Origin of the sequence: Streptomyces sp. NPDC051913 (genome assembly GCF_044593635.1) — a bacterium.
Lineage (GTDB): Bacteria > Actinomycetota > Actinomycetes > Streptomycetales > Streptomycetaceae > Streptomyces.
In genome coordinates, this window is record NZ_JBIUCI010000014.1 from 89,230 (window position 1) to 106,794 (window position 17,565).

Sequence of the window (17,565 nt, forward strand, 5' to 3'; positions counted from 1 at the left end):
CATGGACCCCACACTCGACGATCTCGTACGCAAGCTCGACCTGGAGACCAAGCTCCGGCTGATCTCCGGCGCGGGCGCTTGGGCCACTCAGGCCTGCGAGGAGATCGGTCTGCGGCCGATCAGCGTCTCCGACGGGCCGGTCGGCGTCCGCGGCCCGGTCGAGGACGAGCGGGATTGGTCGGCCAACCTGCCCTCTTCCAGTGCGCTGGCCGCCACCTGGGACGAGGAACTGCTCCACCGGGTGGGCGCCTTGCTCGCCGCGGAAGCGGTACGCAAGGACGTCGACGTGGCGCTCGGCCCCACGGTCAACCTGCACCGTTCCCCGCTGGGCGGCCGGCACTTCGAGTGCTTCTCGGAGGACCCGCTCCTGACCGGCCGGATGGCGGCCGCATATGTCCGCGGCCTCCAGGACAACGGGGTCGGCGCCTGCCCGAAGCACTTCGTCGCCAACGACTCCGAGACCGACCGCACCACGGTCGACATCCGGGTGGACGAACGCACCCTGCGCGAGCTCTACCTCGCCCCCTTCGACCACCTCGTCACCGAGGCGGACCCCTGGACCGTGATGGCCGCCTACAACGGCGTCGACGGCGCGCCCATGACGGAGAGCCCACTGCTGCGTGACGTCCTGAAGGACGAGTGGGGCTGGGACGGTCTGGTCGTCTCCGACTGGGGCGCCGTCTACGGCACCGAGGAGTCCGCCTCCGCCGCGCTCGACCTGGCCATGCCGGGACCGTCGGAGCACTGGGGCGAGCCGCTGCTCGCCGCGGTACGCGAGGGCCGTGTCCCAGAGGCCGCCATCGACGACAAGGTGCGCAGGCTGCTACGGCTGGCGGCCCGCGTCGGCGCTCTCGACGGACACCCCGCCGCCGGACGCCCCGGTCCCGGCACGGTCGCGCAGGGCGGGGCACTGGCGCGTGAGGCCGCGACCGCCGCCATGGTGCTCGTCCGCAATCACGGGGACCTGCTGCCTCTCGCGACCGACAGGCTGTCCCGCGTCGCCCTGCTGGGCCCCGGAGCGCTGGACGCCCGGCCGCTCGGCGGGGGCAGCGCGACCGTCTTCCCGCCGTATGTCGTCAGCCCGCTGGAAGGACTGCGCTCGGCACTTGGCGACCGCGTCGAACTGGTCACCGCGCCGGGGGCTTCCCTCAGCGACGACCTGCGCACCCCCCGCCCCGGAGAACTCTCCCAACCCGGCACCCTCCGGTGGCTCGACGCGACCGGAGCGTGCCTCAAAGAGGAGCCGACGGCGGGCACGTGCTTCGTGCGCGACCTGAAATCTGTCGAGGAGGGCAGCGTCTCGTTCGAACTGCGCACCGTCTTCACCGCCGACACCGCCGGCGACTGGCAGCTCGGCATCAGGGGCGTCGGCGCGTTCGTCCTCGACCTCGACGGTGAGACGGTCATCGACACACACATCGTCCGCGACCCGCTCGACATCGGCTCGGTGGTCGGCGCCGCGCCGCAGGAGTACATCACCCGGCGGCTGAGGGAAGGCCAGAAGGTCGACGTGCGGCTGTGGTTCACCTGGGGCCAGGACATCATGCTGTTCTGGGTCGGCCTGGTGGTCGGCGAACCCAGGTTGCCCGCCGACCAGCAGCTCGCCCGCGCCGTCGAACTCGCCGCCGCCTCCGACGTCGCCGTCGTCGTCGTGGGCACCACTGAGGCCGTCGAGAGCGAGGGCTTCGACCGTACGACCCTGCGGCTGCCCGGTGACCAGGACGCCCTGGTACACGCCGTGGCCGCCGCCAACCCGCGCACCGTCGTCGTGGTCAACTCCGGTGCTCCCGTGGAGGTGCCCTGGCGGGATGAGGTCGCCGCCGTGCTGCTGGCCTGGTTCCCAGGCATGGAACTGGGCAACGCGCTGGCGGACGTACTGCTCGGCGTCGCGGAGCCCGGCGGCCGCCTGCCCACCACCTGGCCGACCCGCGACGAGGACGTCCCGGTGTGGAACACCACCCCCCGGGACGGAGTGCTGGAGTACACCGAGGGCCTGCACATCGGCCACCGCGCCTACCTGCGCGCGGGCACCGAACCCGCGTACTGGTTCGGCCACGGCCTGGGCTACACCACCTGGGATTACGAGGCCTTCGACGTACCCGCCCACGTGCACCCCGGCGAGGACCTGACCGTCACCGTGCGCCTGCGCAACAGCGGGGAGCGGCGCGGCAAGGAGGTCGTACAGGTCTACGCCGCCCGACCAGACTCGGCCGTCGAACGCCCCGAACTGTGGCTGGCCGGCTTCGCCGTCGCCGAGGCCGGACCGGGCGAGGCCATGGACGTCCCCGTACGCATCGCCGCGCGAGCCCTCCAGCACTGGTCGGTGACCGGTCGTCAGTGGGAGACCGAGAGCGGCGCGTTCCTTCTCTCCGCCAGTCGATCGGCCGGCCGGCCGATCCTCACGGAGGAAACGGTGGTCTCAGGATGAACTCGCCCACCTGTCTGCGTGCCGAACAGCTGGAACACGCCCTGGGCATCGGCACGCGTCGGCCCCGGCTCTCCTGGTGGCTTCCGGCCGACTCCCGCGTGCAGCTGGCCCATCGGATCAGAACAGGCGAGGGCTGGGACTCCGGCCGCGTCGAGGGGGCCGACAGCGTCCATGTGCCGTACGGCGGCCCTCCGCCGGGCTCCGGTGAACGGATCACCTGGCAGGTCAAGGTCTGGACCGACGTCGGCGAGAGCGACTGGTCCGAGTGGGCCTGGTTCGAGACCGGGCTGCTGGACCCCTCCGACTGGCAGGCCCTGTGGATCGAGCCCGTCGAGACCGAGGTGCCGCCCGCCGGACACCGCCCGGCCCATGTGTTGCGTACCCCCTTCTCGACGACGTCCCCGGTCCGCCGGGCCCGCCTCTACGCCACCGCGCAGGGGCTGTACGAGGCGTTCCTCAACGGCGAGAGGATCGGGGACGCCGAACTGACGCCCGGCTTCACGCAGTACGACGTACGGCTTCAGGTCCAGACGTACGACGTCACCGCACTGGTGCGTGAGGGCGACAACGTCCTCGGGGCACTCCTGTCCGATGGCTGGTTCCGCGGCCAGATCGGCATCACCCGCGCCCACGACCAGTGGGGGAAGCGGGTCTCATTCCTGGCGCAGCTGCATCTGGAACATGAAGACGGCACCACGACCGTCGTGTGCACCGGGAAGCACTGGCGCTCGGCCACCGCGCACATCGTCGAAACCGACCTCATCACCGGCCAGTTCAGCGACCTGCGCCGGACACGCACGGGATGGGACGTACCCGGGTACGACGGCCAAGAGTGGGGAACGGTCGACGTCGCCGACCACGGCTACGCCGGACTGGTCACCTCACCGGCCCCGCCCGTGCGACGCGTCGAGGAACTCGCCCCCGTCTCGGTGACCCGGCCGCGTCCCGACCGCCAGGTCTTCGATCTCGGCCAGAACATCAACGGCTGGGTAAGGCTGCGCGACCTCGGCCCCAAAGACACCCGCCTCACCCTCACGCACGGCGAATCACTCGACCACGACGGTGACGTGACGACGGACCACCTCCGCGTCGACCTGTCCTTCCTGCCCGAGCCCCTCCCGGCCGGCCAGGTCGACCACGTCGTCTCGGCGGGCCGCCCGGGCGAGACTTTCGAGCCCCGGCACACCACACACGGCTTCCGCTATGTCCGCATCGAAGGCCACCCCGGCGAGCTGACCACTGACGACCTGCGGGGCGTAGTGGTCCACACCGACCTGCGGCGCACCGGCTGGTTCGACTGCGGAGACGAGCGGATCAACCGGCTGCACGTAGCCGCCGTGTGGAGCATGCGCGGCAACGTCTGCGACATCCCCACGGACTGCCCCACCCGCGAACGCGCCGGCTGGACCGGGGACTGGCAGGTGTTCGCCCCCACCGCAGCCTTCCTCTACGACGTCGCCGGGTTCTCGGCCAAGTGGCTGCGCGACGTCGCAGCCGACCAGTGGCCGGACGGCACGGTCTCCAACATCTCGCCCGCCTGCCGCACCGAAGGCCCGAACGGCCCCGTGGCCCACCTCAACGGCTCGGCCGGCTGGGGCGACGCCGCGATCATCGTGCCCTGGCAGATGTACCGCGCCTACGGAGACCGGGCCGTGCTGGAGGAGCTGTGGCCGACCATGACGAGATGGCTCGGGCGGACCGAACGCGTGGCACGCGAAGCACGCCACCCGGACCGGGTCCTGCGCTCCGCCGAACCCGCCCCGCACGAGCGGTATCTGTGGGACACCGGGTTCCACTGGGGCGAATGGCTCGTGCCCGGCGAGCACATCGGCGATGACCTGTCCCAGTACGCGCAGCGCGACAAGGCCGACATCGCCACCGCGTACTACGCCCACTCCACCCGGCTGGCGGCGCGCATCGCCCGGGTGATCGGCCGAGACGAAGAGGCGGCGGCCTACGAAGAGTTGAGCGAGCGGATACGCGAGGCCTGGCGAACCGAGTTCATCACGCCCGACGGCTCACTGCGCCCGGACACCCAGGCCAACCACGTGCGCGCCCTCGCCTTCGACCTGGTGCCGAAAGAACTGCGAGCCCGGACCGCGGAGCGGCTCGCCGAGCTCGTACGGGACGCCGGCACGCATCTGGGCACCGGCTTCCTCGCGACCCCGGACCTGCTCCCTGTGCTTGCCGACACCGGGCACCTCGACGTGGCGTACGAGCTGCTGCTCCAGGACAGCGCACCGTCCTGGCTGCACATGATCGACCGAGGCGCGACCACGATCTGGGAGAGCTGGGAGGGTGTGGCCGACGACGGCACACCACGCGACTCCCTCAACCACTACTCCAAGGGCGCTGTCGTCTCCTTCCTGCATCGCTACACCGCCGGAATCGAGCCGGACGCGGACTTCCCGGGCTATCAGCGATTCACCGTGGCACCGCGCCCGGGCGGCGGCCTTGCTTGGGCACGAGCTGAACACCACTGCCCGTACGGACAGATTGAATCCGCCTGGGAAGTCGACGGCGACCGTTTCCGGCTCGACGTCACCGTGCCACCGGGCACCACCGCCGAGGTCGTCCTGCCTGACGGCACGCGGCGCACCGCCATTCCGGGCACGCATACCTACCATTGTGCTGCGCCCGCCGCCCTGACGACGACGGGAGCCTCCCGATGACCCACAGCACCGAGCGGGAACGAACCGATTCCGAGCCTCCTGAGTGGACTCCACCCGGCTTCCTGCCACCTGCCGGCCCCGTTGCGCGCGAGGACGGCTCGCTGCACTATTCCGGGATCAGCTATGCCCTCCCGCCCGGCTTCCGCCCCCTCCAGTTGGACCTGTGGGTACCGGCGGGAGGGGGCAGGCATCCGGTGGTGGTGTGGATCCACGGCGGAGCGTGGCAGTTCGGTGATCGCCGCTATCTGCCACCGACCCTTGAGACCGACGCCGTCTACCACGCGCTGCTGGAGGCCGGGATCGCGGTCGCCTCGATCGACTACCGCCTCGCGGGCGAGGCCGTCTTCCCTGCACAACTGCAGGATGCCAAGTCAGCCGTCCGCTATCTGCGCCGGCACGCCGCTCAACTCGGTCTGGACGCCGAGCGGTTCGGTGTGTGGGGCGAATCGGCCGGTGGACACCTCGCGGCACTTCTCGCCCTCACCGCGGGTCGCACCGCACAGGAGGGAGACCCCGTCGTCGCCGAGCCTCTCGACTCGGTGCGGGCCGTCGTGGACTGGTACGGAGTCAGCGACCTGGCCACCATGCCCAAGCTGGAGGTCCCCCCGGACCTGCCGCCGGGTACAGCCGATCCGATCGAGCAACTGCTGGGCGGCACCACCCCGGAGCGGGCCAGATCAGCGAGCCCCATCACCCACGTGAGCGCCGACGCACCGCCCTTCCTGCTCATCCACGGCACCGACGACATTCCCGTACCACTGGAACAAAGCAGCCTTCTGCACGCGGCGCTGCTCGCGGCGGGGGCGCAATCCGAACTGGTGACGGTCGAGGGCGCCGGTCACATCTTCGTCGGCGCAACCGACATCCCCGCTCTGATAGCCCGCTCGGTCGCCTTCCTGACCAAGCACCTGCGGGAGTGACCGCGATGACAGAACAGCACCAGGACCAGCCACAAGCGTGGACCCCACCTCGCTTCCTGCCTCCGGCCGAACCCCTCCGCCGCGCGGACGGCTCGCGGCACTATCCGGGGATCAGTTACGCCACCCTGCCCGGCTACCGCCCCCTCAAGCTCGACCTGTGGGTGCCCGAGGGCGAGGGACCTCACCCGGTTGTCGTCTTCGTCCACGGTGGTGCCTGGGCGCTCGGCGACCGCGGCGACCTGCTGCCCGCACAGGACACCTCCGCCGTGATCGACCTGCTGCTGGCAGCCGATTTGGCTGTCGCGTCCATCGACTACCGGCTCTCGCGCGAGGCGACCTTCCCCGCGCAGCTCCACGACACCAAGTCCGCAGTGCGCTACCTGCGCCGCCACGCGGATCAACTCGGCCTGGACAGCAGCCGGACAGCCGTGTGGGGAGAGTCGGCCGGCGCGCACCTCGCCGCGCTTCTCGCCCTCACCGCAGACCGTGTGGAACTGGCGGGCAACATCGGTGTCACCGGGCCCGACAGCACGGTCGTGGCCGCCGTCGGCTGGTACGGCATCTACGATCTCGCCGCCCTGCCCACGTTTGTGCTCCCCCCGGACATCACCCTGCCCGCGGACACGGCACAGGACTTGATCGAGCAACTGCTCGGCGGAGTCGCCGATCAGGAACTGGCCATGCCGGCGAGCCCTGTCACCTATGTCACCGCCGCCGCGCCGCCCTTCCTGCTGATCCACGGCACAGCCGACAGGCTGGTGCCGTTCGAGCAGAGTCTTCTCCTGGAAAAGTCCCTGCTGGCCCACAGTGCCGAAGTCCAGTTGGTACCTGTCGACGACGCCGACCACGGACTGTTCGGGGCACCGGAACTCGCCACGCTGCTCCAGCAGACCGTCGCCTTCCTCAGCACGCACCTACGGGAGGAAAACCGATGACGACCGCTTCCCCCGACCGGCAGCTCGACGAGCTGCTGGGCCAGGTACTCGGATCCCTCCAGGGCAAGGACCCACGGCTGCGCGGGCTGGCCGGTGGCCTGGTCACTCACCTGCACGCCTTCGTACGGGAAGCCCGGCCCACCGAAGTCGAGTGGCAGCGGGCCATGGACTTCCTGGTCCGCACCGGAGCAGCCTGCACCGACCGCCGCAACGAGTTCATCCTGCTCTCCGACATGCTGGGCCTCACCTCCGCGGTGGACGAGGTCAACCATGCCGGGCCGCCCACGATGACACCCAGCTCCGTCGAGGGACCCTTCCATTCACCCGCACCGCCGCGCCCCATGGGCGCCTGGATCGCGGAAGGTCCTGAGCGGGAACGCGGCGAGGCCGCGGTCGTGCACGGCAGGGTCACCGACTGCGACGGAGTGCCCCTCACCGACGCTGTGCTGGACATCTGGCAGGCCAACGACACCGGCCTGTACGACAGCCAGGACGACGAGCAACCCGACGGCAATCTGCGGGCCTTGCTCACCACCGGCCCTGACGGCGCCTACTGGTTCCGTACGGTCAGACCCAGCAGCTACCCGGTGCCGACCGACGGCCCGGTCGGCGAGCTGCTCCGTGCCCTCGGCCGGCACCCGATGCGCCCCGCCCACGTCCATCTCAGGGTCGAGGCGCCCGGCCACCGGCCGCTCACCACCCACGTCTTCGTCGACGCGGACCCCTATCTCGGCTCCGACGCGGCCTTCGCCGTCAAGGACGCCCTCGTTGTGCCCTTCGTACCGTGCACCGACCCGGAGACGGCCCACCGGTTCGGCATGAGCGACCAAGGTGCGTTCCTGCAGGCCCGGTTCGATATCCGGCTCGCGGCGGAAGGACCCGTCCAGTGAAGCTCATCGGATTGCGTCCGCCGTCGACACGGCGCGGCAGACAGCAGGTCATGGTCGGTGTCGTCGTGGACGACCGGGTGACTCCCCTCGTGGATGCCGTCGACTTCTACGAGGACCTGCCGCGATGGCTGGAGCGGGCGCGCAAGGTCCGTCGTGGCTCGGTCCGGCTCGCGGACGTGATGCCGGAGCCGCCGGTACCGCCGTCGGCACGGGTCCTGTGCATCGGGCTCAACTACCGTGCGCACGCTGCCGAGGGCGCCTTCCAGGTGCCCGAGCATCCGACCGTCTTCGGACGTTGGACGGCCTCGCTCTCGGTGAGCGGACGTCCGGTGCCGGTACCCGCCAACGAACCGGGGCTGGACTGGGAGGGCGAAGTCGCGGCCGTCGTCGGCGCCCGGCTCAGCGATGCGGACGAGAGCGAAGCGGAGGCAGGAGTGCTGGGGTACGCAGCCTTCAACGACCTCACCGCCCGTACGGCGCAGAAGCTCACCGCCCAGTGGACTCTCGGCAAGAACGCCGACCTCAGCGGCCCGCTCGGCCCCATCGTCACGATCGACGAGACGGGCAGTCTCACCGACGGTCTGCGCCTGGTCACCCGGGTCAACGGCGAGGTCATGCAAGACGGGAACACCCGCGACATGATCTTCGCCGTGCCGGAGCTGCTTTCCCGGATCAGCCGCACCATGACACTCCATCCCGGCGACATCATCGCCACGGGCACACCGGAAGGAGTCGGCTACGTCCGCAGGCCACCGCGTCTACTGACCCCTGGCGACGTCGTCGAGGTCGAGGTCGACCGGCTCGGCCTGCTGCGAACCCCGATCACCGACGCCTCGGCGAGGTCCAGCGCGTGACGGACACGAGAGCACAGGTGCTGATAGCGGGTGGCGGGCCGGCCGGACTCGCGGCCGCCATCGAACTCGGCCGGCGCGGGGTGCGCACCTGCCTGGTGGAACCCCGCCTCACCGTCGACGACGGCAGGCCCCGTGCCAAGACGACCAGCATCCGGACCATGGAGCATCTGCGCCGGTGGGGCCTGGCCGACCGGCTGCGTGCAGCAGCGCCGATGCCCGTCGCATGGTCCCAGGACGTCATCTTCTGCACAGCCCTGCTCGGCACCGAACTCACCCGCTTCCGCAACGCCTTCGGGCTCCATGAGGGCTGCAGCGAACACTGGGCAGAAGCCGGTCAGCAGGTGCCCCAGCCGATCGTCGAGCGAGTGTTGCGCAAGGCGGTCTCCGAACTCGCCGCAGTGGACGTGCTCATCGGTCACACCGTCACCTCCGTCGATCACGACGCGGCCGGGGTGCGCGCCACTGTTACCTCGGGTGACGGATCGTCCAGCGTCGTCGAAGCCGACTACCTGCTGGGGTGCGACGGCTCGGGCGGGATCAGCCGTGCGGCGATCGGCGCCACGTACACCGGGACGTCCGGTGAACGCCCGAACCTCAACATCGTCTTCCGCGCACCCGGACTGGCACGGCGGATCACTCTGGATCGGGCCGTGCAGTATTGGATCGTCAGCCCCGAGGCCTCCGGGCTGATGGGCCGGCTCGATCTGGAGGACCAATGGTGGGCGATTGTCCAACACGCCGACACGCGGGCGTCCGGACCTGCCCCCGAGGCGCTGGTGCGTTCGCTCATCGGGGGCCCCGCTGACGATCTGGATGTACAGGTCGTCGCCACTGACCGCTGGGTCGCCCGGATGATGCTCGTCGACCGTTACCAGTGCGGGCGGGTCTTCCTTGTCGGCGACGCGGCCCATCTCAACCCGCCATGGGGCGGTCACGGCTACAACACCTGCGTGGGCGACGCGGTGAACATCGCCTGGAAACTCGCCGCCGTCATCCATGGCTGGGGCGGCCCGGGGCTCCTGCAGAGTTACGAACCCGAGCGTCGGCCGGTCGCCGCGCAGACCATCGCCGACAGTGCGGCCCAGGAGCGGCTGCTCGCCCCGTCCTTCACAGACGCCGACGACGCCCGGCTGGCCACCGCACTTCAGGCCAAGCGCAGTGAATTCCACAGCGAAGGCCTGGTACTCGGTTACCACTACGCCGGTTCACCTGTCATCGTCGACGACGGCTCACCGACACCGGCCCACCAGCTCACCACTTACCACCCCTCATCACGCCCCGGCACCCGCCTGCCCCACACCTGGCTCCCCGACGGACGCTCCCTCTACGACCTGCTCGGCGAGGGCTTCACCCTGCTGCGTCTGTCCGAGACCACCGATCCTGCTCCGCTGCAACAGGCGGCCCGTACCCGGGGGGTACCGCTCACCACCGTCGACCTCTCGGCACTCGAGCTGGCCGACCGGTACGGCGCACCACTGCTCCTGATCCGGCCCGACCAGCACATCGCCTGGCGCGGCGCTACTGCGGCGCACGCCGGACGACTGATCGACACCGCACGTGGAGCACTTGTCGACGTCCTGACAGAGTGAAAGTTCTTCAGCCGCCAGCCGGCAAATGATGCCGCACGCCAAGCTGAGGCTGGCGTCGCAGCCGACCTCGGGAGAAGGCTCCCAGCCGCCCTTCCGCAGGGCCCAGTCCGCAACGGGGCGCGATGTCGAAACACCGGCTGCCCGACTACCGCGCTGCGAACACGACCGTCGCGTCGAAGACCGGCGTGACCCGGCAGAGGTTACGGATGACCGACGTGCCCAAGCCCAAGTCGGTGATGGGAAGACGGCGGCCGTCATCGCCGGGTCTCCTCAGCGGGAGAGTCCGGTGCCCGTGTCGGTCAGGAGCAAGTACCGACAGCAGGATTGTCGTTGGGCGATCTCGGTGTTCGTCCAGCCCCGGCCGATGGCGACGAAGACCTCACGTTCGCGGTCGCTGAGGGTCTGCAACCGGGGGTCCTCGGCGGTGGGGGCTTCGGCCGGGGCGAGGACGTGGTGGGCGTAGGCGTCCAGTAGACGGCGGGTCAGGCGGGGGGCCACCACGGCGTCGCCCGTCGCGACCGCACGGATACCCGCGACGAGTTCCTCGGGGCGGGCGTCTTTGAGCAGGAATCCGCTGGCGCCGGCCCGCAGGCCCTCGTAGGCGTACTCGTCGAGGTCGAAGGTGGTGACGATGAGGACGCGGGTGCGACCGCCGGTGGCGATGATGCGGCGAGTGGCCTCGATGCCGTCCGTTCCGGGCATACGGATGTCCATGAGAAGGACGTCGGGGCGCAACTCCGCGGCCAGGCGGACGGCCTCCGCACCGTGCTCGGCCTCGCCGACCACATGCAGGCCCGGGGTGCCCTCAAGGAGCATGCGCACGCCCATGCGCTGCAGGGGCTGGTCGTCGGCGATCAGCACGGTGGTCATCGCCGGAGTTCTCCCGATGCTTCCGGCGCGGGCGTCGCCTCAAGTACGACGTCAACGACCCAGCCGTGGCCGGTGTCGCGCGGTCCGATGATCACCGTGCCGCGGTACATGGCGGCTCGCTGGCGGATCCCGACCAGGCTGTGGCCGCGTGCGTGTTCATGTGCGGCCGGCTTCGGTGGCGGGGGAGACCCGGGGGGTCTGCCGGTGTCGGCGACTCGGATCCGTACCTCTCCCGCCTCTGCGGTGATGTCGACCTCGGCGGTCGTGGCGGTCCCCGCGTGCCTGAGCGTGTTGGTCAGCGACTCCTGCACGCTGCGGTACACGGTGAGCTGTACGCCGCTGCCCAGCGAGTCGAGATCGCCCACCGTCCGGTAGGACGCGCGCAGGCCTGCTGCGCGCACCCGTGCCAGTAGGGGGTCCAGATCCCGGATGCCGGGCTGAGGGCTGAGCGTCCTTTCACCGTCCCGTTCCTCACGCAGGACCCCCAGGACCCGGCGCAGTTCGCTCATGGCCTGGCGGCCGGTGTCGGCGAGGATGCGCAGGGCGTCGGTGGAGTGCTCGTTCCGGTTGGCGGCGAGGGTCGCGGCGCCGTCTGCGAGGCTGACCATGACGGAGAGGTTGTGGCCGACGATGTCGTGCATCTCGCGGGCGACTCGGGAGCGTTCGGCGGCCGCGGTGAGTTGCATGCGTTGGTGCTGCTCGATCTCCAGCCGTCGGGCGCGGTCCTCCAGCGCAGCCAGGTACATCCGTCGGATGCGGAGTGTCAGGCCGACGGCGATGGCCGCCGTGACCGTGGCCAGCAGGAAGAAGCTGCCGACGATTGGATGTTCGGTCGACGCCAGAAAGGAGACAACCAGGATCCCCTCGACGACGGTCAGAGCGGCTGCCCAGCCCAGCGCCCGCAACGAACCGTTCCGGGCCAGGCTGTACAGAGCGATGAGTGCGCTGGCGCTCGTCGGCAGCCAGAGACCCATCGTCCATTGGGCGAGGGAGACCGCCGCGATCACGAAGTACGTGAGCGCCGGGGCCTTGCGGCGCCACCACAGCGGAACGATGAGAGCGACGTGGCAGCCGAACAGGGCGCCGGAGGTCAGTTGGTCACGGGTGGTGGTGTCCCCGAAAGGGGCGTTGCCGTCGCCCCGGAGCAGGACCGGCAGGCTGAACAGGACGACGGCCAGCACCACTGTGGTGTCGAGCAGCCACGGATGCCGACGGTCCAGCCGCTGTCGGCGACCCTGGTCGCGCAGCAGCCTGCCGAGCAGCGGATGCGCCCAGGCGGCACCGAACCCGAGGGACGGCGTGACCGCTGCCGTCCCCCGGGTGCCGGCCCCGGCGGCTGCCGAACGATGCGAACTCATGGACACCAGTGCCTCCGCCGCCGGATCAGGCGTCGGACTTGACGAGGCGGTAACCTGCCCCGGCGAGTGTCAGGGCCACCCAGCCGGCGAAGACCGCGAGGCCCGTTGCTGGTGAGAGGGAGCCCGAGGCCTCGTGCAAGGCGTAGACGGCCGAGACACCGAAGCGGGAAGGACGGTGAGGGAGTCCCCACCGGCGGTCGGCCTCGGGCGCGCGCTGGGCCTCGCCACCGCTCTCGGCCTGCTCGTGCTCGTCGTCGTGTCCCTCGCCCGCGTCGGCCGTATTCTGCGTCTGCCCCACGAGCGCTGGCTTGTCGTCCATCGCCTCATCGGACTCCTGGTCGTCTCCTCGCTGGTGCACGGCTGGGTGCTGGACCACATCATCGGCCGGTCCAGCGTCCTCAAGATCGTGTACGTCGTCATGGGCGTCGTCGGAACGGCCGCCTACGCCTACGACGAACTCGTCATGCGACGCAGGGCCCCGCGTGCCGACTACACCGTCCACGCCGTCAAACGTCCGGCGCCCGACATCGTCGACCTCACCCTCGCACCGGCCGGACACGCGCCGCTGCAAGTGAAGGGCGGTCAGTTCGTCTACCTGCGCGTCGGCGGTCACCGCGCCTGGCGCGAACATCCCCTGAGCGCAGCCGGAGTCCAGCACGACGGTTGCGTTCGTCTCACCGTCCGCGCCGTCGGCCGAGGCACCCGCAGGCTCTACGCCGACCTGCGCGAAGGCGCCCCGGCCACACTGAGCGGTCCGTACGGCATGTTCGACCACACGGTCGGCGGGCAGCGCCAGATATGGATCGCGGGCGGGATCGGCATCGCCCCCTTCCTGGGCTGGATCACCCACGAAGACGCAGAGGCCCTGCCCAGCGCGGACTTCTTCTACTGCACCAGTACCGCCACTGACGCGCCATTCCTACCAGAGCTCACCGAGGCAGCCCGACGCCACCCGGCTCTCAGACTCCACTCCGTGTACAGCCGCCGCCAAGGCCGGCTCACCGTCGACAAGATCCTGGCCGCCACCGGGCCCCTCACCCCGGACACCCATGTCTTCCTCTGCGGACCCGCCTCGATGGTCGAAAACCTCACCATCGCCCTCCGCGGCCGGGGAATGGCCCGGCACCACCTGCACGCCGAGCACTTCGCCTTCCGCTGACCTTCGGCTTGTCGTCGACCAGGCCGTGCAAAGCCCGGCTTTCACCATGGGTGTACGTGACAAAGGACGCTCAAGGACTACCCCCCACAGAGGACTCCCCGCACAGCCTCGTCACACGCACGCTCCGCTTCCATCCTCGGCTCAGCCCGCCGCACCCACTCGTCGGTGGCCCGCGGGATCGCGCCCGAGCACGCTCTCGACGCGTACTCTCCGCCCGGCCGTACAACGCCGCCCGAACGGCAGCTCCCAGAGATCGGCATCGTCCCCAAAACCTCAGCTCGGCATGTCAGCGGCCGAACCCGTCGACGCCGAGGGGTTCGGCCGGGACCGACATCACCGTGATGGCTGCCGGAGGCCGGGGTGACGGAACTGCTTCCGGTGATGGAAGTGCTCACCTGCTGGTGGCTACGGCACCGAGGCCGTCCGATCCGGCAGCTTCCATCAGGCGGCGCCGCCGCGCGAGGCCGAGACGGCACGGTCCAGGGTTGCGTGATCGGCCCAGTTGCCATGGAAGCCGAACGGGACGCGGCTCGGGAGTTTGACCCGGGCGAGCGGGGTGCGGCGCAGGTCGGCGGCGTCATGGATGAGCAGCTCGGACAACCCGGTGAGGCGGTTCCACCACAGGGTCAGTAGGTAACCATCGTCCTCCGAGGTAGCGTTCTGGCGGGCCACAAAGACGGGTTCACCAGGGCTGGTCAGCGCATCGGGCCCCTCGACCACGGTCGTGGCGTCGCTCAGGAAGTCGTGCTTGGCCAGGCCGTCGCTCATGGTGTCCTCGGCCAGCGCGCGCGTGGTGACGAAGTAGCCGTAGCGGTGCTCCCGGCCGGTGTACGCGTCGTTGATCCGCGGGAACTCACCGGCGACACCGCTGGTCATCTCCTCCGTCGCCGAGCCGGTGGCCAGGTCGACGCGCCAGCGGTGGGGCAGGGCCGGCGGGAACCAGGAGTGGGAGGTGACGGGAGTGTCGAGCCGGTCGGCAGGAGTGCCCAGGCGGGTGATGCGGTGCCCGTCGACGATGACCTGCCCATCGCGCTCGTAGGCGTTGTAGAAGTGGGTGTTGGCCCAGTGGCCGCCCACCTCGTGCCAGGTGACGGTGTGGGTGCGGCGGTCCATGAGCACGATCTGTACGCCGTGCGGGAGCGATGCCTCGTCCCAGACGACTCCCGGCTTGCCCCGCATGATGTGGTCCAGCCGGAACTGGGCCGGGGTGACGAAGAAGATCGCGTATTGGTCGGTGACGGCGAAGTCGTGCATCAGCACGGGCACTTTGATGTCGAGGCTGTGGCTTTCCACGACGTGCCCGGTCTTCACGTCCGCCCGGTACCAGGTGATGACCGGCCCGGTCGCGGCGAAGAAGAGCATGTCGCCGCTGTCTGGGTCGATCTTGTAGTGGGCGGTGCACAGTACGTCGATGCCACCGTGGAAATCGTGGGTGCCGTACGTCTCCAGGGTCTCGGGGTGCATCGCGTACGGCAGCCCGCCCTCGTAATAGACGAGCAGGTGGTCACCGAAGACACCGACGTTGGTGTTTGCCACGTTCTTCGCGCGTGGAGCGCCCTGGGGGAGCGGACCGAGGGTGCCGCCGTTGGCGAATCCGCTGTAGACGGCCTCGCCCTGCTCGACCTCGAACTTCATGGAATCGGTCATTACCCAGCGGGTGCGGAACGCGGCCCGCCCCTCGCGCAGATAGATTCCGCACACCATGCCGTCGCCCTCCCACCAGTGATAGCGGCCGGGATCGCGTGGCTGGAAACGGGGGTTGGACGAGACCCGGAACAGAGCCCCTGCGAGGTCGGCCGGAATCTCCCCGTCCACCTCCAGGTCGTAGGCCTCGGTCTCCTCCGTCCAGGGGGTGAAGGGGCCGTCGAGGAACTTGTTGTGGTGCGCCCAGCCGGCGGCGTCCTGTGCCAGCCGGGGGACCGACGGCCCGAGCGCGGCACGCGGCGCGATCGTCATCGGGTCGGGCGGGACCAGGCCCGGGCCGGAGGTGACTGAGCTCATCGGAGTGCTCCAGGTGCGGGTGGGAGAGTTGATCTGAGAGAGCGGGAGCGGCCCTTGCCGGGCCTCCTTGTCCGGGAGGCCGTGGGTCATGCTCAGAACGGGTAGCCGGGGATCTCCTGGCGGACGGTGACCCACTGCTGTTCGGTGAAGGCCTCGAGGTTGGCGGCGGCGCCTCCGTGGCGGGAGCCGTTGCCCGAGTCGCCGACGCCGCCGAACGGGATGGTCGACTCGTCGTTCACGGTCTGGTCGTTGATGTGCACAAGGCCGGTCGGGATGCGGTCGGCCAGCGCCAGGCCCTTGGCCACATCGCGGGTCAGGATGCCGAGCGAGAGCCCGTACTCGCTGTCGGAGGCCAGCCGGGCGGCGTCGTCGAGATCCTGGAAGGTCACTACGGGCGCGACGGGGCCGAAGATCTCCTCCGCGTAGGCGCGGGCGGTGAGCGGGACGTCGGCGAGGACGGTGGGCCGGTAGAACAGGCCTTCATGGGTACCACCGGCAGCGAGCCGTGCTCCCGCGGTGACACTGTCGCAGACCACGGCGTGGGCGGCCCGCAGCTGACCCTCGTCGATCATGGGGCCCATGAGGACCGTGCCGGTCATCGGATCACCCACTGGTGTGGCGTCGGCGTGCTCGGCCAGGCGGGCTGTGTACTCCTCGGCGATCGAGGAGTGCACGAGATGACGGCTGGCGGCCATGCAGACCTGCCCGGCGTTGAAGAAGGAGCCGAAAGCGCCCGCGGACACGGCCTTGTCGAGGTCGGCGTCGTCCAGGACGATCAGCGCCGAGTTGCCACCCAGCTCCAGGTGGACCCGCTTGAGCCGCTGCGCGGCTGCCGCCGCGATGGCCTTCCCGGCCCGGGTGGACCCGGTGAAGGCGATGACGGGCACGCGCGGGTGCTCCACGAGCGCCGCGCCGACGGCGGCGCCACCGGGCAGGACGTGCAGGACGCCCTCGGGAAGCCCTGCCTCCTCGAAGACCCGCGCGATGGTGACACCGCCGCAGATCGCAGTGCGCGGATCGGGCTTGAGGACGACCGCGTTGCCCAGGGCCAGCGCCGGGGCCACCGCACGCATGGCCAGCAGCATCGGCGCGTTGAACGGGGAGATGACACCGACTACGCCCACCGGGCGCCGGCGCGAGAACGACAGACGGTCCTGGGCTGACCGGAGCACTTCACCAAAGGGAGCCGCAGCGAGTGCGGCGGCCTCGTGGCATTCCTCGGCCCCACCATCGGTCGCCTGGGTGTCCGCGAACAGCCGTGGGGCGCCCGACTCGCGCACGATCCACTCCGCTATCTCCGCCTGGTGCCGCTCGAAGAGGGCCGCGGCGCGCCGCAGCACCCGTGCACGCTCCACGTATGGCACCGCCGCCCATGCGCGTTGGGCCTGCTGCGCGTGCGTCACGGCCCGGTCCAGATCGGCGGGAGAGGCCGCGCCGACGCGGCCCAGCGTCTTTCCGGTCGCCGGCTCGGTCGAGTCGTACGGCTCACCCGAGCCCTTGACCCACCCGCCCGAGAAGATCCGCTCCTGCCAGTCGGCTGCATCGAGAAGGATCATGGTGTTCCGTTCTGCGTAGGTGACATGGGAAGGCGCACCGTCTGCGCCGTCCCTCGGTCCCGGAGGCATCGCGCCAGGTGGCGCTGGTCACTCGGTCGGAAACCGGGCCGCGGCCCGCTCGGGAAGACTAGGGTGTCCCGTTAAGCAGGACTCACATCTTGATTAACAGGACATTGCTGTTGAATGTCAAGCGGTATGCCGAAGGCTGCGGCGACGGGTCGTCGTGCCGGTATGCCCAGGGTGCCGTGGTGTCGGTTCTGGAGGAGTGCCGAGACGCGCAAGCTTGCGGCAAGCACAGTATTCGCACGAATGCGGCCCATTGCACGATGGTGA

General features: G+C 70.1%; 12 protein-coding genes. 8 read left to right on the forward strand and 4 right to left on the reverse strand.

Features of this window, described 5'->3' with window-relative positions:
* Position 1: 1 nt before the first annotated feature.
* Genes ACIHIX_RS34360 through ACIHIX_RS34390 form a run of 7 tightly spaced genes read left to right on the forward strand, consistent with a single transcriptional unit; the run spans position 2 to position 10,288 of the window.
* Positions 2 to 2,428 carry a beta-glucosidase gene (locus ACIHIX_RS34360; protein WP_399963138.1) on the forward strand — a complete coding sequence of 809 codons (2,427 nt, stop codon included), beginning with the start codon at positions 2 to 4 and terminating at the stop codon, positions 2,426 to 2,428.
* Positions 2,425 to 5,100 carry a family 78 glycoside hydrolase catalytic domain gene (locus ACIHIX_RS34365; protein WP_399963140.1) on the forward strand — a complete coding sequence of 892 codons (2,676 nt, stop codon included), beginning with the start codon at positions 2,425 to 2,427 and terminating at the stop codon, positions 5,098 to 5,100. The genes ACIHIX_RS34360 and ACIHIX_RS34365 overlap by 4 nt, the downstream gene beginning before the upstream one ends.
* Positions 5,097 to 6,020 carry an alpha/beta hydrolase fold domain-containing protein gene (locus ACIHIX_RS34370; RefSeq protein ID WP_399963142.1) on the forward strand — a complete coding sequence of 308 codons (924 nt, stop codon included), beginning with the start codon at positions 5,097 to 5,099 and terminating at the stop codon, positions 6,018 to 6,020. Before ACIHIX_RS34365 ends, ACIHIX_RS34370 begins: the two co-directional genes overlap by 4 nt.
* 5 nt (positions 6,021 to 6,025) lie before the next feature.
* The gene (locus tag ACIHIX_RS34375; protein WP_399963144.1) at positions 6,026 to 6,955 is read left to right on the forward strand and encodes an alpha/beta hydrolase fold domain-containing protein; all 930 of its coding nucleotides are present in this window, start codon (positions 6,026 to 6,028) and stop codon (positions 6,953 to 6,955) included.
* Entirely contained in the window at positions 6,952 to 7,845 is an 894-nt protein-coding gene (locus ACIHIX_RS34380; RefSeq protein WP_399963146.1) for a dioxygenase, read from the forward strand. Before ACIHIX_RS34375 ends, ACIHIX_RS34380 begins: the two co-directional genes overlap by 4 nt.
* On the forward strand, positions 7,842 to 8,699 hold the full coding sequence (locus ACIHIX_RS34385; protein ID WP_399963148.1) for a fumarylacetoacetate hydrolase family protein: 858 nt from the start codon (positions 7,842 to 7,844) through the stop codon (positions 8,697 to 8,699). Before ACIHIX_RS34380 ends, ACIHIX_RS34385 begins: the two co-directional genes overlap by 4 nt.
* Complete coding sequence (locus tag ACIHIX_RS34390; RefSeq protein WP_399963150.1) at positions 8,696 to 10,288, forward strand: FAD-dependent monooxygenase; 1,593 nt, start codon at positions 8,696 to 8,698, stop codon at positions 10,286 to 10,288. The genes ACIHIX_RS34385 and ACIHIX_RS34390 overlap by 4 nt, the downstream gene beginning before the upstream one ends.
* A gap of 270 nt (positions 10,289 to 10,558) precedes the next feature.
* Here ACIHIX_RS34390 and ACIHIX_RS34395 read toward each other — a convergent pair whose 3' ends face one another.
* Positions 10,559 to 11,158, reverse strand: coding sequence for a response regulator (locus ACIHIX_RS34395; protein WP_399963152.1), 600 nt, complete (start codon positions 11,156 to 11,158; stop codon positions 10,559 to 10,561).
* Positions 11,155 to 12,516 (reverse strand): sensor histidine kinase, encoded by a 1,362-nt coding sequence (locus ACIHIX_RS34400; protein ID WP_399963154.1) that lies wholly within the window; start codon positions 12,514 to 12,516, stop codon positions 11,155 to 11,157. The genes ACIHIX_RS34395 and ACIHIX_RS34400 overlap by 4 nt, the downstream gene beginning before the upstream one ends.
* A 175-nt stretch (positions 12,517 to 12,691) precedes the next feature.
* Here ACIHIX_RS34400 and ACIHIX_RS34405 point away from each other — a divergent pair, with 175 nt between their 5' ends.
* Positions 12,692 to 13,675: a hypothetical protein gene (locus ACIHIX_RS34405; RefSeq protein ID WP_399963156.1), complete on the forward strand. Its 984-nt coding sequence runs from the start codon at positions 12,692 to 12,694 to the stop codon at positions 13,673 to 13,675.
* A 441-nt stretch (positions 13,676 to 14,116) separates the two neighbouring features.
* On the opposite strand, the gene ACIHIX_RS34410 is transcribed toward ACIHIX_RS34405, so the two are convergent.
* Together ACIHIX_RS34410 and ACIHIX_RS34415 are read right to left on the reverse strand one after the other, a co-directional pair.
* Entirely contained in the window at positions 14,117 to 15,676 is a 1,560-nt protein-coding gene (locus ACIHIX_RS34410; RefSeq protein WP_399963158.1) for a carotenoid oxygenase family protein, read from the reverse strand.
* A 92-nt stretch (positions 15,677 to 15,768) separates the two neighbouring features.
* On the reverse strand, positions 15,769 to 17,232 hold the full coding sequence (locus tag ACIHIX_RS34415) for an aldehyde dehydrogenase family protein (RefSeq protein ID WP_399963160.1): 1,464 nt from the start codon (positions 17,230 to 17,232) through the stop codon (positions 15,769 to 15,771).
* Between the last annotated feature and the right edge of the window lie 333 nt (positions 17,233 to 17,565).

Coding starts and splice junctions, on each gene's coding strand:
- ACIHIX_RS34360 (WP_399963138.1), top strand. CDS start 2: ATGGACCCCACACTCGACGATCTCGTACGCAAGCTCGACCTGGAGACC.
- ACIHIX_RS34365 (WP_399963140.1), top strand. CDS start 2,425: ATGAACTCGCCCACCTGTCTGCGTGCCGAACAGCTGGAACACGCCCTG.
- ACIHIX_RS34370 (WP_399963142.1), top strand. CDS start 5,097: ATGACCCACAGCACCGAGCGGGAACGAACCGATTCCGAGCCTCCTGAG.
- ACIHIX_RS34375 (WP_399963144.1), top strand. CDS start 6,026: ATGACAGAACAGCACCAGGACCAGCCACAAGCGTGGACCCCACCTCGC.
- ACIHIX_RS34380 (WP_399963146.1), top strand. CDS start 6,952: ATGACGACCGCTTCCCCCGACCGGCAGCTCGACGAGCTGCTGGGCCAG.
- ACIHIX_RS34395 (WP_399963152.1), bottom strand. CDS start 11,158: ATGACCACCGTGCTGATCGCCGACGACCAGCCCCTGCAGCGCATGGGC.
- ACIHIX_RS34400 (WP_399963154.1), bottom strand. CDS start 12,516: ATGAGTTCGCATCGTTCGGCAGCCGCCGGGGCCGGCACCCGGGGGACG.
- ACIHIX_RS34410 (WP_399963158.1), bottom strand. CDS start 15,676: ATGAGCTCAGTCACCTCCGGCCCGGGCCTGGTCCCGCCCGACCCGATG.
- ACIHIX_RS34415 (WP_399963160.1), bottom strand. CDS start 17,232: ATGATCCTTCTCGATGCAGCCGACTGGCAGGAGCGGATCTTCTCGGGC.